Annotated in this window: 14 protein-coding genes; 9 read left to right on the top strand and 5 right to left on the bottom strand. The window is 58.2% G+C overall.

Features of this window, described 5'->3' with window-relative positions; genetic code table 11:
- Nucleotides 1–54: 54 nt before the first annotated feature.
- Both ABH909_RS20050 and ABH909_RS20045 read right to left on the bottom strand, forming a co-directional pair.
- Entirely contained in the window at nt 55–687 is a 633-nt protein-coding gene (locus ABH909_RS20050) for a TetR/AcrR family transcriptional regulator (RefSeq protein ID WP_429385515.1), read from the bottom strand.
- 198 nt (nt 688–885) lie between these two features.
- Nucleotides 886–1,572, bottom strand: a complete 687-nt coding sequence (locus ABH909_RS20045) for a TetR/AcrR family transcriptional regulator (RefSeq protein ID WP_429385517.1) — start codon at nt 1,570–1,572, stop codon at nt 886–888.
- Nucleotides 1,573–1,742: 170 nt separating this feature from the next.
- Between ABH909_RS20045 and ABH909_RS20040 the strand changes: the two genes are divergently transcribed.
- The 6 genes from ABH909_RS20040 (at nt 1,743) to ABH909_RS20015 (ending at nt 8,042) form a co-directional block, all read left to right on the top strand.
- Nucleotides 1,743–2,882, top strand: coding sequence for a hypothetical protein (locus ABH909_RS20040; protein ID WP_429385519.1), 1,140 nt, complete (start codon nt 1,743–1,745; stop codon nt 2,880–2,882).
- 203 nt (nt 2,883–3,085) lie between these two features.
- Entirely contained in the window at nt 3,086–4,009 is a 924-nt protein-coding gene (locus tag ABH909_RS20035) for an SDR family NAD(P)-dependent oxidoreductase (RefSeq protein ID WP_429436305.1), read from the top strand.
- A gap of 178 nt (nt 4,010–4,187) precedes the next feature.
- A complete protein-coding gene (locus ABH909_RS20030; protein ID WP_307337266.1) occupies nt 4,188–5,102 on the top strand; it encodes a crotonase/enoyl-CoA hydratase family protein in 915 nt (304 codons plus the stop codon).
- Nucleotides 5,102–5,911, top strand: coding sequence for an enoyl-CoA hydratase-related protein (locus tag ABH909_RS20025; RefSeq protein WP_429385523.1), 810 nt, complete (start codon nt 5,102–5,104; stop codon nt 5,909–5,911). The genes ABH909_RS20030 and ABH909_RS20025 overlap by 1 nt, the downstream gene beginning before the upstream one ends.
- An 80-nt stretch (nt 5,912–5,991) precedes the next feature.
- Nucleotides 5,992–6,891 (top strand): crotonase/enoyl-CoA hydratase family protein, encoded by a 900-nt coding sequence (locus tag ABH909_RS20020; protein ID WP_429385525.1) that lies wholly within the window; start codon nt 5,992–5,994, stop codon nt 6,889–6,891.
- 59 nt (nt 6,892–6,950) lie between these two features.
- Nucleotides 6,951–8,042, top strand: a complete 1,092-nt coding sequence (locus tag ABH909_RS20015) for an NAD(P)H-dependent flavin oxidoreductase (RefSeq protein ID WP_429385527.1) — start codon at nt 6,951–6,953, stop codon at nt 8,040–8,042.
- 81 nt (nt 8,043–8,123) lie between these two features.
- Here ABH909_RS20015 and ABH909_RS20010 read toward each other — a convergent pair whose 3' ends face one another.
- Genes ABH909_RS20010 through ABH909_RS20000 form a run of 3 tightly spaced genes read right to left on the bottom strand, consistent with a single transcriptional unit; the run spans nt 8,124 to nt 10,726 of the window.
- Nucleotides 8,124–8,927 carry an enoyl-CoA hydratase/isomerase family protein gene (locus tag ABH909_RS20010; RefSeq protein ID WP_429385529.1) on the bottom strand — a complete coding sequence of 268 codons (804 nt, stop codon included), beginning with the start codon at nt 8,925–8,927 and terminating at the stop codon, nt 8,124–8,126.
- A gap of 40 nt (nt 8,928–8,967) precedes the next feature.
- Nucleotides 8,968–9,900 (bottom strand): NmrA/HSCARG family protein, encoded by a 933-nt coding sequence (locus ABH909_RS20005; RefSeq protein WP_429385531.1) that lies wholly within the window; start codon nt 9,898–9,900, stop codon nt 8,968–8,970.
- Nucleotides 9,901–9,934: 34 nt separating this feature from the next.
- Nucleotides 9,935–10,726 carry an IclR family transcriptional regulator gene (locus tag ABH909_RS20000; protein WP_429385532.1) on the bottom strand — a complete coding sequence of 264 codons (792 nt, stop codon included), beginning with the start codon at nt 10,724–10,726 and terminating at the stop codon, nt 9,935–9,937.
- A 90-nt stretch (nt 10,727–10,816) separates the two neighbouring features.
- Between ABH909_RS20000 and ABH909_RS19995 the strand changes: the two genes are divergently transcribed.
- Genes ABH909_RS19995 through ABH909_RS19985 form a run of 3 tightly spaced genes read left to right on the top strand, consistent with a single transcriptional unit; the run spans nt 10,817 to nt 13,988 of the window.
- Complete coding sequence (locus ABH909_RS19995; RefSeq protein ID WP_429385534.1) at nt 10,817–11,593, top strand: SDR family NAD(P)-dependent oxidoreductase; 777 nt, start codon at nt 10,817–10,819, stop codon at nt 11,591–11,593.
- Between the two features lie 12 nt (nt 11,594–11,605).
- On the top strand, nt 11,606–12,817 hold the full coding sequence (locus ABH909_RS19990; RefSeq protein ID WP_429385536.1) for an acyl-CoA dehydrogenase family protein: 1,212 nt from the start codon (nt 11,606–11,608) through the stop codon (nt 12,815–12,817).
- Between the two features lie 10 nt (nt 12,818–12,827).
- The gene (locus ABH909_RS19985; protein ID WP_429385538.1) at nt 12,828–13,988 is read left to right on the top strand and encodes an acyl-CoA dehydrogenase family protein; all 1,161 of its coding nucleotides are present in this window, start codon (nt 12,828–12,830) and stop codon (nt 13,986–13,988) included.
- The last annotated feature ends 45 nt before the right edge of the window (nt 13,989–14,033 follow it).

Here is a 14,033-nt window from a genome sequence, read left to right as displayed (position 1 = left end):
GCGGTAGTTCCGCACGTACGGATCTGTGCGGGGGGTGGCAGGTAACTGCCATCCCTACCGCGACCACTGGAGTGTCTGTTCCTGTAATTCATATGAAGATAACAACATATTCAGCGTCATTTCTACCACGTGCTGCCGCTTAGCCGCAGACAGCCGTGCTTGGCCGGTGGTGATTTGGGGCCAGAAAGCGAACTCCTTCAGCAGGGCGTTCGCTTGCCTGACGATCAGATAGGGATCGGCTGCCTTGAGTTTGTCGTCGGCTTGGGCAGCCCGAATCCAGGAAGCGAAACCTTCATCAGGCTCACCTATTTGGCTAACCATGTGCTGAGCTTTGTTGGAGGAGTGCATGGCTGTGGCGGTGACAAAACGAGCCAGGCCCTGAAAGCTGGAGTCATTAATGACGCGCATTTTCGAAACTAACAGTTGCTTGAGCTGTTCCCGCACGGGTCGATGGGTGCAATACGTCATGTCTAACGCTTTTGCACTGCTTGCCCTTAACTGCTGGAAAACCTGGTCGAACAGCTCTTCCTTACTCGAAAAATGGTTGTACACCGTTCGCTTGGAAACGTTGGCACTGGTGGCGATTCTATCCATACTGGTGGCATCGTAACCACTGCTCCGGAACTCGGTGGTGGCAGCCTGGATGATGGCTGAACGTTTCCGGTGTGTCAGTCGTTGGGCATTCATGGATGAACCACCCAATGCCAAGAGCCCAATCGCTGCAGAGGTTTTATCGGAGTCATAGCGGAGTTCTATATTGTGAACAAGGTTCAGAATATCACGATGTCATCCGGTCCAGTATGCCAAGCGCGCCGAAACCGCGACTCTGGATCGGACACCTTGATGGGTGGACAACGACCTACCCTGTATGACCCAGACCGTCCTCTACTTCGCTCTGACGCAAATTCCGTACAGAATGAGATCGATCGCCTCTGGCAGATAGTCGTTTGCAGTCAGCGTCTCCTCATCTTTGCCTGGGTGATTGATGAGCTCCCGCCTCGGCTGTGTGACGAGTATGTCGAAGATGATCGAGGCCGCGATGCGTATTGATTTTTCTTCGATTTCAGCTTTGGCGGCAGCCTGTTTCAGGATCGCTTCAATCAACGACAGGCGACCCCTCTGAATGGTCTCGGAAACCCGCTGATAGACCTCAGGCATTCGTTGAGCGATCAGGGCGAGAAGGCGTTCGAGTCCGATGACACTCGGCTGCAAGGAAATCGTCATCATTTCCCTCCCTATATAAAGAAGCTGGTCCCTTAACGGACCTGCCGGAAGAGTATCCGACAGCGGAGTCAGTAAACGTTCGATCCCATGCTCAATCGCCGCAACCAGAAGATCGTCGCGATTTTGGAATCGAGTGTAGAGCGTGCGCTTGGAAATCCTTGCTTCGCGCGCAATATCGCTGAGCGTGACGCCGTCGATACCGTGCTGGCTGTACGCGCGCAAGGCGACTTCAAGGATTTGGTTGCGCAGCTTTGCCGCCACTTCGCGGCTTGGCCGACCTCCCTTGCTGGAGCGCCCTTCCGCTAATGCGGGGCTTGTGTTGTTCTGTTCAGTAAGCGCTGAATTCAATCAATGATTCCTTGAATGTCTTGAGGTGCGAATATCCGCGCCAACTTTTAATGGTACCCTGGAGTATACTTTAAGGTGCGGAGCCTGTAATTTTTTGGTTGCAACGTCCTTTTGCCGTTCGCTGCGACGGCACTCGAGCCTGCAAACCCATCAAATGAAAGGATCGATTTATGAGCGACGATTACAACTCAAAGTACAAGTCCATCGACCACTCCCACGCTGCGATCACGCTCGACGACGAGGGGACGCATTTTGACTCACTGTCGCCCCCCCCGGAAGAGACGGATTTTTGGGAAGAGACGGCACTGGGGCTGGTCGGACAAGCCGGTGACAATGACGTACTCCTTTGGGCTGCCGGCTATGTCCTGTCGGGCAATGGGAAGGGGATTTGGGGGGAGGGCATCACCGCCGAGCGCGAGATCCAGCTCATCGTCGTGCCTCGCTCGCAACGAGGAACGATGAGCGACAACAACTTTCTGCGGGTGGGCTGGACACCCACCGAGCGACTGACGGCCGATCAATTGAAAGTGACGCGTGACGACGAACGTGTCACCTGGGACTTCAACGGCCTGCGCTTCGAAGCAGCGCCGCCCACCTGGGCGCTCAAGGGGGAAGCCGGTGGCGCTCACTTCGACCTTACCTATGAGCAGGATGGCACGCCGCTCTGGAACTGGGGGCCCTTTGCGAATGCCGCTCAGGCGGATCGCGCCGGCTATGACGCGTTCGTGACTGCCAACGGTTCCATCAAGTTACCCGAGCAGACGTTGAACCTGGTCAATGCTTATGGCGTGCGGGAGCACATCCTGACCGGTCAGATGAATGACCCGGTGAGGAATCTTCCGGCGCCGAACTGGATGTGGTGGCTCTACACCATCGAAGGGGACGTGAAGGTGAACTTTTTCCAGATCAATGACCAGATGCAGCTGGGGTTCGTGAAGTATGGCGAACACGAGCAGGTCAACATCTCCTCGCAGGATAAAGAGGCGAGCCTTCGCTTCGACGTGACGGAGAAATGGGAGGATCCGCGGACCGGTATGAATCTGCCGGTCAAATGGAAATTGAACATGGAGCGCGGGGGCTGCAAGGTAGCCGTAGACATCGCCGCCCATGGTCGCGCCTACAGTCACTGGCCAACGGCTCATGGCACCCGCATGTATTGCTATCTGCTGTCCACGATGACCGGGACCGTTGAATTGCCGGACGGGCGTACGATTGAGCTTAAGGAACATCTGACCGTCAATTCCTTCTGTCGCACCATTTTAACAGCCACTGAAACCACCACGGGCCCTGTGGCGCAACGCCCTGTGTGACCCGGTCGTGCGGAGGGCGGCCGACCCGATCTGCCGGTCGCCCCTCACTCATCAACCCTGCATATCAGGGGAAATGTCGCCTGTCTGCAAATTGTGCGCTAAATTCACTATGCAGTTAAGCTATTCGCACTGCAAATCACATAACAAAAATAATCAGACGCGTCATCCTTGCGTGAATGTCTTGGATGACCGGGAGGACAACCATGAGTCAGCAACAGCTTCGGTTTGACGGGCAGGTCGCCATCGTTTCAGGTGCAGGACGTGGATTGGGGCGGGCGATTGCGCTCAACCTTGCTGCTCGCGGCGCCGCCGTAGTGGTAAACGATCTCGGTTGCGCGCTGACGGGCGAGCAGGGCGGTAACGCGGGCCCCGCTGAATATGTGGTCGCCGAGATACGGGCGGCGGGGGGGGTGGCTGTCCCTGTCGTGGCTGACATCGGCAGCGCACAAGGTGTCGGCGAAGTGATCGAGGCAGCCGTTGCATTGGGCGGTGTGCATATAGTCATCCACAACGCCAGCCCGGTGATGCCCATGACTTCCCTCGAAGAGGCGGCGCAGGAAGGTTTTGACACGAGCCTGAGAGTGAACGCTGTGGGCAGTTGGGAGCTTGCCCGTCAGTGTTGGCCGCTTTTTCGCGCCCAGGGGTATGGACGCATGGTATTGATCAATTCCGCGGCGGGCCTTTGGGGGCGAGTAGGCATGCCGGCGTATTCGATGGCAAAGTCGGCGATGTCGGGTTTTGCCAAGTACCTGGCCAAGGAGGGGGAGAACCATGGCATTCGCGTCAATTGCATCGCGCCAGTGGCCGCGACACGCGCTTGGGACGGCCAGGATGTACCCGAGGCACTTACACAGCTGACGACTGCAGAGTGCGTCGCTGAAACCGTCGCACTCTTCGCGCATCGTTCATGCCCGGTCAATGGCGAGCTTTTTCACAGCGTGGGTCAGCATCTGTCCCGCGTTGTCGTCGGCCAGACCCGGGGAAACGCCTTTGAGTCGGCTGAAGCGCTGCTTGACGGGTTCAACGAGGTGATGGATGTCACCGGTATGGACCTGCCCGAGGAAGCCAATCAATCTGGGGCGGTGATTGCCGGTCGACTCTTCGAGCGCGAGGCGCGGCGTCGCTGAGTTCAAGTTCGACTATCGCTGTACGAGCAGCCCCTCGTGTAGGGCGGATAATACAGGGGCTGCAACTGCGCTGCCTGCACGCGGCGCAGTCGTCCGCCAACCACTCAGATCAGCTTGACCATCCGCACTCATCGTTTATATTATCGACCATCGTTTATAAAATCGCATGGAGATAACAATGAATAAGCACCTCCGTAGCACCGAATATCTGCTATTCAGTGTCGAAAACCGCATCGCTCGAATTACCCTGAATCGTCCTGACAAGCGGAATGCTCTCCATCCTGCGATGCTCACCGAACTACGTGATGCTTTGCTGGAGGCTGATGATCGCAACGACGTCAACGTTGTCATCCTCGAAGGCGCCGGGAAAGACTTCTGTGCAGGTTATGACCTGGCGGGTGCCTATGCAGGGTTCGAGGGTGGTACGCCGCCGTGGGACGTCAATCGGTACCGTACGACCAACAAGTCCATTGATGATGACTGCTGGAATCTGGAGCAGACCCAGAAGTTGAACATGGTGCTGTTCGACATGCACAAGCCGGTCATTGCCAAAGTTCAGGGTAACTGCCTGGCGGGAGGCACCGACCTGGCGCTGATGTGCGATTTCGTTATCTGTACCGAGACCGCCAAGATCGGTTTCCCCGCAGCGCGGGCCAACGGAACGCCGCCCGTTCAGATGTGGATTTATCACGTCGGTCCGCAATGGGCCAAGCGCATGCTGATGACTGGCGACAATCTCTGGGGGCGTGAAGCTGCCCGAATCGGTCTGGTGCTTGACGCTGTTCCGGTGGAAGAGCTGGACAATGCAGTGAACGAGTTGGCTCGTCGAATCAGCTTCGTTGACGCCGAGCTGCTCTCGGCGCACAAGCGTATCGTCAATACCGCGCTGGAACTGCAGGGCGCGAAGACGCTTCAGCGTCTGGCGGCAGAAATGGATGCCCGTGCTCATCTCACTCAAGGACCGCGCCGTACCCAGTTTAAAGCCGACATGGCCGAACATGGCCTCAAGGATGCCCTGAAGAAGCGCGATGAGCCCTATGGCGATGGCATGGTAAAGGCGCACTGGTTGAACGGTGAAGAGGGAGCCAAGTGATGAGCGACAACTTTCTGATTGACGAGCCGATCGAAGGCGTCAAACGCATCACGATCAACCGCCCGGATGCGACCAACGCGTTTCAATTCGAGATGTATACGGAGCTGGCCGATCTGTTCAAACAGATCAAATATGACCCGAGAACGCGCGTGGTTATTCTCACCGCTGCGGGAAACAGGCATTTCTGCACCGGCCATGACTTGAAAAACCCAGGCAAGGCCGACTGGGTGCCGGATGATGTCGGCAAGCCTTTCTACTCGCGTTACACGATCGATGTAATCGCCTCTCTTCCGGTGCTGATGCGCAACTTGCCGCAACCGATCATCTGCGCCGTCAACGGCACTGTGGCAGGCATGGCGTTGGCTTTTCCGCTGGCGGCTGACATCACTCTGGCAGCGAAATCCGCGAAATTCGTCAATGCCATCCACAACGCCGGATCAGGCGCCGAGCTGGGCATCAGCTATCTGTTGCCCCGTGCAGTCGGCGCACAACGTGCAGCCGAAATACTGTTCACTTCCCGCCCCGTGCTGGCCGAAGAGGCAGAGCGCATCGGCCTGGTGTTGAGGGCCGTGCCGGACGATGAACTGCAGGAGGCCTGCCTTGAGATCGCCAGAAACATCGTGGTCAATGTGCCGATGGGCATTTGGGTGACGAAGCAATCACTGTGGCAGAACATGAACGCTGGCAGCCTGGAGCAAGCCATCGAGTTCGAGGGCCGAGGCGTGTATGTGGCACAGTCCACCGAAGACAAGGTCGAGAAGCAAAAAGCATTCTTCGAGAAGCGTCCGCCAAAGTTTTCCTACAAGTAAAGCGCGCCTACGGGTAGCGGCTTCTATCAGATAAAGCAGCGCGGCGGGTCGAGACGACCCGCTGTCGAGGAGATTGACCGGTGACTTACGAAACTATTCGCTACCAGGTTGAAAACGGTATCGCCACGGTGACGCTCAATCGTCCCGAGGTGTTCAACGCCATGAACTCGGTCATGATGAATGAGCTCATCGCCTTGTTCGATGAGACTGACCGCGACGACGCAGTGCGGGTCGTCGTGGTGACGGGCGAGGGCAAAGGCTTCTGCGGTGGCGCAGACCTGTCAAAAGGCGCGGACATCTTCGACAAGGACAAGAACGGCAGTGCTCAGAAGGAAAGTCCATTCCGTGCCGATGGCTCGTTCGATTACAGCAAGGAATCCGCGCGTGACGGCGGTGGCAAATTGGCGTTGCGCATTTTTGCCAGCCTGAAGCCGGTGATCGGTGCCATCAACGGTGCGGGTGTCGGTATCGGCGCCTCCATGCTGCTGCCGATGGACATCCGTATCGCCAGCGAGAAGGCGCGACTGGGTTTTGTCTACGCACGCCGCGGTATCGTTTTCGAATGCTGTTCGTCCTGGTTTTTGCCGCGCATCGTGGGCATCACCAAGGCACTGGAGTGGAGTTACACCGGACGCGTCATGCCAGCCGACGAGCTGAAGGCCGGAGGCCTGGTCAGCGAGGTGGTGGCGCATGACCAACTGCTGACCCGTGCCTACGAGATCGCTCGCGAGATCGCCGACAACACGGCTCCCGTATCGGTGGCGCTGATGCGCCAGATGGCTTGGCGCAGTCTCGGGATGTCGCATCCCATGGAAGCCCATCGCATTGAAAGCCGTGGTATCTGCACCCGCGGACGCAGCCCGGATGCCAAGGAAGGGGTGAAGTCATTCATGGAAAAACGACTGCCTGAGTTTGAATGTACAGTGTCCAAAGACATGCCGGACTATTTCCCCTGGTGGGATGAGCCGACTTATTCCTAATCCTTGGAAAAACCCAACAACAATATCCGGCGTTACCCATGCGCCCAGGGACTTAGAACATGAAAACTGCGATTACTGAACTGTTCGGGATCGATTATCCAATCCTCAATGCAGGAATGGGCCGAGTTGCGTTCCCGAACATGGTCGCGGCGGTGTCGAACGCTGGTGGCTTGGGCGTTTACGGCGCCGGCTCCAATCCGCCTGATGTGACGCGGGCAGCGATCCGGGAGATCCGGAAATTGACCGACAAACCCTTTGGTGCCAATGCGCCATTGGCACTGCCCAATGGCATGGCGAACGCCAAAGTCATGCTCGAGGAAGGCGTGCCGGTCATCAACTACTCCATGGGCAAGGGCGACTGGATCGTCAAGGCTGCGCACGCCTATGGGGGTAAGGTCGTGGCGTCGGTCAGTGACGTCAGGCTGGCGCAGCGGGCCGAGGTCCATGGTTGCGATGCGGTGATCGCCGCAGGCTACGAGGCCGCGGGCCACGCCGGGGAAATCGGCAGTTTCGTTCTGATTCCTCGGTTGGCCGAGTTGCTCAACATTCCCATCATCGCTGCCGGCGGGGTGGCCAACGGTGCCGGCCTGGTGGGCGCGCTGGCGCTGGGAGCCGCGGGCGTGTCCATGGGCACGCGGTTCTGGGTCACTCAGGAAGGTCCGATGCATGCCAATTTCAAGAACAAGGCGCTGGAACTGGACGTTCAAGACACCATCTTTTCCGACCGATTCGACGGTATTCCATGCCGGCAAATGAAAACGGCGGCCGCTGAACGCATGGTGAATGCGAAAATGTTGAATGTCTGGGAGATTTTTCTCAACTCGTTCACCATTGCCAAAGAGTTGAAAACGCCATGGTTCAAGTTAGTGAAGCACACACTTTCGCTGGGCCCTCGGCAGATCGAGTCGATGATGCGCATGTCCAAGATGTTGCAGATGCATGGCCTGACCATGTCGACCGGTGATCTCGACAAAGGCATGACCGCTTCCGGGCAGTCGGTTGGCCTTGTACATGACTTGCCGAGCATCGCCGAGCTGATGAAAACCTTGATCGCCGAAGCGGAAGCTGTCCAGCGTCGGCTCGCTACCCAGATCCCCGTAAACGAGGCGCCCCGGTTCCAGGATAAGGTTGCATCCGTTCCACGCTCTTGAGGCCAGGCACTCGGTTTTGACGGGAAGGGCTGCAACCAAGCCCCCGGAGCATCGCTTCGGGGGCTTTTGTTTCAGCGGGTTTTACTTCGCTTCTTTTTGCTTGCGTTTCTGTTGTTCGATGAATTGACTGGCGACCGCGTGATGCTCGGGGCTGGTAGTAGCCGCGAGCTGGCGACCCAAGGTGGCGTCGAGCATGTGCGCGGCGGAGCGGTGCAGGTACAGGTTCATCAATTTCTTGGTCTCGCGCAACGCCTGGCTTGGTTGCTTGAGCAGTTTGGCGGCCAGTGCCCTGGCTTCCTCGAGCAGCTTATCCGGGGCGACAACACGGTTAGCCAAGCCGAATTCGACAGCTTGCTGGGCGCTGATGCGGTCTCCGGTAAAGATCAACTCCTTCGCGCGCAACAGGCTCGTGTAGAGCGGCCAGGAAACGGATATGCCGTCACCGACGACCAGACCTATGTTGATGTGGGGTTCCGCCATGAAGGCGTTCTCGGAAATCAGGACGATGTCACATAAGGTCGCGAGCGTTGCGCCCCAGCCGACTGCCGGTCCGTTGACGGCGGCGATGATAGGAATAGGCAAGTCGATGAAGCTGTGGATGGTGCGACGAGCATTTTCCTGGACTGCGCGCGCGAAGTCGTTGTCGTCCAGTGTCTTGACGAAATGGTTCATGTCGCCGCCAGCGCTGAATGCCCGGCCCGCACCCGTCAGGATGGCGACCCTGGCATCGGGATCTTCGGCCAGGCCGCGGAACAGCTTGGGGTAGGAAAAAAGCATCTCGGTCGTCGAGGCATTGAGGTCGTCCGGCCGGTTGAGGGTAATGATGCGAAGGCCACCTTCGGCGGTGACCATGATGTCATCGGGAAGATCGTACAAGTTGGACATGGTTTCATCTCTTTTTGTTAGTCAGCTACAAGTAGACCTGTCACGCATCGACGTGGATTTCACCGGCGTGTCGTTTGACCCATGCTTCAAAAGGCGTCAGCACGATGTCGCGACGGCCGAACGACTGGACAAGTGCAGGGATGTCCGCTTGGTATCCGGCTTCGTTGGTCCACTCCTGGGAGCGTACCCAGCCTGCAAACACACCGGATTCGATCGCCTTCTCAGGGCTGACCGACTCCGCACGAACCTGTTTGTCCAGGACCCGCGAGAGGGTCAGGGCCACTTCATCCATGGTCAGGGCCTCGATGGCCAGGTCAATGTTGTGCCCGGAGAAATGTCCAGGGTCGACGAAAGCGGCACGTGCAACAACGCCTATATCATCTGCGGCAATCAGTTGCATGCGTGTGGACGGTAAGAGCGCAGTGATGATCTTGCCCTGCTTCAGGTGGGGAAACATGTGGCGCGCTTTGGGCTGGGCGAAATTCTCCATCATGAATGCCGGTTTCAGCACGGTCCAATGGGTAAACCCGGCACCGCGAACGGCTTCTTCCACATCCCACTTATCGGTCCAGTACTTCTGCCACCAGTAGTTGCTGTCCCAACGGGGGAACTGCGTATGTTTACCGGCTTCGCATACCGAGGTGTGAACGAAGTGGGTAACGCCCGCCGCTTTTGCTGCTTGAACCAGGGCGAAACCGTGTCGGCGTTCCGCGTCCGTACCTGCAGCATCGGGTATCTGCACCGAAAATACTCCGGACGCGCCCTCAAGGGCCGCGGCCAGGGACGACGCATCCTCCAGATCACCCACTACCGCCTCAGCGCCAGCGGCGATCAACGCCTGCGCCGCAGGTGACTGCGGATTGCGCGTCAGGATACGCACGTGGAAATCTGCCGACAGTAATTCTCGCGCGACGGCGCCACCTTGAGCGCCGGTGGCGCCCGTGACCAGGACCAGAGGTTTGATAGCTGACACAGGTAACTCCTTTTATGGCTGTATGGGGGGAAATTCAATCGGCGGCGACTTCAAGTTGCCGGGCCAGGTGCACAAGCCGATGACCGATGGCCTCCAGTTTTGACTGCGGCCAATCCGCAGCCAGGCCTGAAGCAGATAACGCGTAGACAGTGCCGCTGCGCAATGAGCGAATGGGAACCGCCACCGCGTTGAGGTGCTCGTGGATAATGCCGAGGCTGGTGACAAAACCATGCTGTGCGAATTGCGCGCGGCTGTGTTCGAGTTGCACACGCAACGCCGGCAAAGCTTTCGGCTCATGCTGCTCCAACGCCAGGAGCACCGTTTCGCGCTCGTGGTCGTCGTAGCCAGCGAAGCAAGCCCAGCCTGTCGGCGCAGAAGCAAACGGACGCCGGGCGCCCACCGGATCGTTCATGTAGACGAAATCACCGTGTGTGCGCTGGATATACAACATGTCCAGGCCATCACGAACGGCCAGCGACATTCCCATACCTTCGCTGTCAGTGAGGGCCTGCATGTGCGGCAAGGCGATCTTGGGCAACGACTGCCTTACCAGCGCCGCATACCCCAACGCCAGCGCGGGCAAACCTAGCGCCATGCGATTGTTTTCACCTGCACAGACGATGAATCCCTCTTTGCTCAGCGTATGGCACAGGCGCCATACGGTCGGCTGAGGAAGCCCGGTCATTCGCACGATTTCCTGAGGAGTGAGCTCGGGCTTGTCATGACTGAAGCAACGCAGAATTTGCAGACCCCGCGCCAGCGCCGTGACGTATTGGCGGTCTTTCTCGCCCTCGGGGCTTGGGTCTGTGGGCAAAACTTGGATCATTACTTTCGCTCCAGAAGGATTTTCAGAGTATAGTCAAAATTCACAGTGTGGATAGTGTATTTGCACAGCGAATAAAAATAAGAGGTTACGATGACAACATCTTCCTTGTTTGACCTGCACGGCAAAGTCGCGATCATCACCGGCTCCAGTCGCGGTTTAGGGCTGGCGAGTGCCAAGGGTATGGCAGCGCATGGCGCGAAGGTAGTGATTTCCGGACGCAAAGCGGATGCCTGTGAACAGGCCGCCGCCGAGATCCGCGCCGATGGTGGAGAAGCCATTGCTGTTCCTTGCAATATCGGCAGCAAGGAAGAGTTGCAGCGTCTGGTCGACAGCGCGATGCACACCTGGGGGCGGGTGGATATCGTCATGGCCAATGCAGCCATTCACCCCTGGATCGGCTCGGTGTTGGACCTGCAGGAAGCGACCTTCAATAAATTCATGCAGGTCAACGTACAAAGCAGTATCTGGCTGGCACAAATGACCGTGCCGGGCATGCTGGAGCGCGGGTATGGACGCTTCATTGTCGTAGCGTCGGTTGTTGGCCTGCTGGGAGATCCTGTCACCGGCACCTATGGCCTCACAAAAGCTGCCGACATGCAGTTGGTGCGTAATCTGGCTAACGAGTTTGCCAGCAAGGGTGTCACGGCGAACTGCATTGCGCCCGGTACCTTCAAGACCGAGATGGCGCGATCCCAGTGGGAGGACGAGGCCATGGTGAACTGGTACCGAGGACGCAACCCTTCACAGCGCTTCGGTGAAGTGGACGAACTCGCGGGTCTTGCAGTGCTGCTGGCATCGCCTTCTGGCGGGTACATCAATGGCCAGACCATCGCAGTGGATGGTGGTCATACGATTTCTTTCCGCTGAGTGGAGTCGACGATGAATTTCGAATCCAATGCTGCCAATGAAATCTTTCGGGAAGAAGTTCGGGACTTCCTGCGCGAACACCTTCCGGCCGACATGGCCTGGCGTGGCCAGCAAGGCTATTTGCCAGGTGACGATGACTCGCTGAAGTGGACTCGCATCCTCCATGAAACGCGCGGGTGGTCGGTGCCGTTCTGGCCGAAGGAGCACGGAGGCACTGACTGGACCGCCGAGCAGCGCTACATCTTCGAGGAGGAATGCTATCTGGCTGGCGCTCCGTCCCCCAACCAGCAAGGTGTCACCCTGGTGGGGCCGGTAATTTGCGAGTTTGGCAACGAAGAGCAGAAACGCCGGATTCTGCCGGCGATCAAAAAGGGCGAAGTGTATTGGGTGCAAGGGTTCTCCGAGCCTGAAGCGGGATCGGACCTGGCGTCCTTGCGTACGACGGCGATTCGTGACGGTGATCACTACGTCGTCAATGGCCAGAAGATCTGGACCAGCAACGGTATCTGGGGGCAGTGGTGTTTTCTGCTGGTTCGAACCGATACCGAGGCCAAACCGCAAAAAGGTATTTCCTTCCTGCTTGTCGATCTCGACACACCCGGCGTGACGGTGCGGCCGATTACCAGCCTCGATGGCTGTAACCATCTGGCCGAAGTGTTCTACGAGAACGTGCGGGTTCCGGTGGAGAACCTCGTAGGTGAAGAAAACAAAGGGTGGGGCTACACCAAGTTCCTGCTTTTCAATGAGCGCGCTTTTCTCGGTGCGGAGGCTCCAGCACTCAAACGCTACCTGGCCAAGATTCGTCGGTATGCCTCGCAGGCGCGCGCGGGTGCGCAACCCTTGATCCAGGACCCGGTGTTCGCCAACCGCCTGGCGGAATACGAACTGGAGGTCCTCGCCATCGACATGGCCGTCAAGCGGGTCTTGCACCTAGGCGTAAGCGAGCAGACGGGCGGGATGGCCGTGGGTTCAATGCTCAAAGTCCGCGGGTCGGAACTGCACCAGAAACTCACTGAAATGCTGGTGGACGTGTTGGGCGATTACGGTTCGGCCTATTACCCGGACCCAAACGAGGATCGCGAGTTGCGAGGGCAGCGTTTCATCGGTCCGGAGTTCGCCCCAGGCCTGGCCGCAGAGCTTTTCTACCGCCGTGCCTGTTCAATTTACGGCGGCTCGGCCGAGATCCAGCGCAACATCATCGCCAAGGCAATGTTCAATCTTTGAGGGGAATGCCATGAATTTCGAATTGAGCGATGAGCAACGCATGTTGCAGGAAAACGCCCGGCGTTACATGGAGAAAAGCTACGCGTTCAACAACCGGCAGGCAATCGCCGCCGATGGCCATTTCGCCACCAAGCAGTGGCAAGAGTATGCGGAACTGGGCTGGCTGGCAGCCGGCATTCCCGAGGAATTTGGCGGGGTAGGCTTCGGCCCGGTTGAAACTACGATCCTCATGGAAGAAATGGGCCGGGGTTTGTTGCTCGAACCCTTCCTGCATGCGTGCCTGTTGCCAGCAGCCTTGATACAGCACTGCGCCAACGAGGCGCACAAGTTGCAACTGCTACCGGCTATCGGTTCGGGCGAGGCACTGATCGCGGTGGCTTGCAGTGAGCCCGAATCCAGGGGCGACGTCGCATGGGTGGCCACGCGAGCGCAGCGTCGGGGTGACGATTATGTCTTGAATGGTCGCAAGAGTATGGTGGTCTGCGCCGCGCAGAGCGACTGGCTGCTGGTAGTGGCGCGTAGCGCGGGAGAGACGGGCGCCACCGAGGGGCTCTCGATTTTTCTGCTGCCCCGCGATACGCCGGGCGTCCTGCTGGAACCGGTGCGTTTGCTTGATGGCACGCCAGCGGCTGACCTTGTACTCAATGAAGTGGTGGTCCCGGCGGCATCCTTGTTGGGCGCCGAGGGCGCTGCGTATGCAGGATTGCAGCGAGCAATCGATGAGAGCATTGTCCACCAGTGCGCAGAAATCGTCGGTGGGATGGAAGATGTGCTCGCGCTGTGCGCTGAGTACCTCAAAACCCGAAAGCAATTCGGGGTGGCAATCGGCAGTTTCCAGGCGCTCCAGCATCGCATGGCGGATATGGCCATCGAGACCATGCAGGCTCGTGCGAGTCTGCACTGTGGGCTCGCCATTCTCGCGTCGGTTACCGCAGCAGACCATGAGCGCAGTGCGCAGATATCCGGCTGCAAAGCGCAGGTGATGCGCAGCGCTAAATTCGTCACCGCCCAGGGAATTCAGCTACACGGCGGCTATGGGGTGACGGAAGAGTTCAGGGTGGGACATCACTACCGTCGTCTTGTGCTTAGCAATGCCTGGTTCGGAGGCATGGACTATCACTTGGCACGTTACGCGCGCTCGATCCAACAAGCCTGCGCAGAAATGGCTTAGGTTCGCTGTTACCGTTTTGCAGGGCCTCCTCGGTACGCCGGTGAG

Source organism: Pseudomonas sp. BS3782 TE3695 (assembly GCF_050435305.1).
Lineage (GTDB): Bacteria > Pseudomonadota > Gammaproteobacteria > Pseudomonadales > Pseudomonadaceae > Aquipseudomonas.
Note: the sequence above shows the minus strand (reverse complement) of the source record. Positions and strands in the feature narration are given on the sequence as shown.

Bases quoted from the DNA above. Each gene is read 5' to 3' on its own strand.
- ABH909_RS20050 (WP_429385515.1), bottom strand. From the start codon at position 687: ATGAATGCCCAACGACTGACACACCGGAAACGTTCAGCCATCATCCAG.
- ABH909_RS20035 (WP_429436305.1), top strand. From the start codon at position 3,086: ATGAGTCAGCAACAGCTTCGGTTTGACGGGCAGGTCGCCATCGTTTCA.
- ABH909_RS19990 (WP_429385536.1), top strand. From the start codon at position 11,606: ATGAATTTCGAATCCAATGCTGCCAATGAAATCTTTCGGGAAGAAGTT.
- ABH909_RS20015 (WP_429385527.1), top strand. From the start codon at position 6,951: ATGAAAACTGCGATTACTGAACTGTTCGGGATCGATTATCCAATCCTC.
- ABH909_RS20040 (WP_429385519.1), top strand. From the start codon at position 1,743: ATGAGCGACGATTACAACTCAAAGTACAAGTCCATCGACCACTCCCAC.
- ABH909_RS19995 (WP_429385534.1), top strand. From the start codon at position 10,817: ATGACAACATCTTCCTTGTTTGACCTGCACGGCAAAGTCGCGATCATC.
- ABH909_RS20030 (WP_307337266.1), top strand. From the start codon at position 4,188: ATGAATAAGCACCTCCGTAGCACCGAATATCTGCTATTCAGTGTCGAA.
- ABH909_RS20000 (WP_429385532.1), bottom strand. From the start codon at position 10,726: ATGATCCAAGTTTTGCCCACAGACCCAAGCCCCGAGGGCGAGAAAGAC.
- ABH909_RS20025 (WP_429385523.1), top strand. From the start codon at position 5,102: ATGAGCGACAACTTTCTGATTGACGAGCCGATCGAAGGCGTCAAACGC.
- ABH909_RS20010 (WP_429385529.1), bottom strand. From the start codon at position 8,927: ATGTCCAACTTGTACGATCTTCCCGATGACATCATGGTCACCGCCGAA.
- ABH909_RS19985 (WP_429385538.1), top strand. From the start codon at position 12,828: ATGAATTTCGAATTGAGCGATGAGCAACGCATGTTGCAGGAAAACGCC.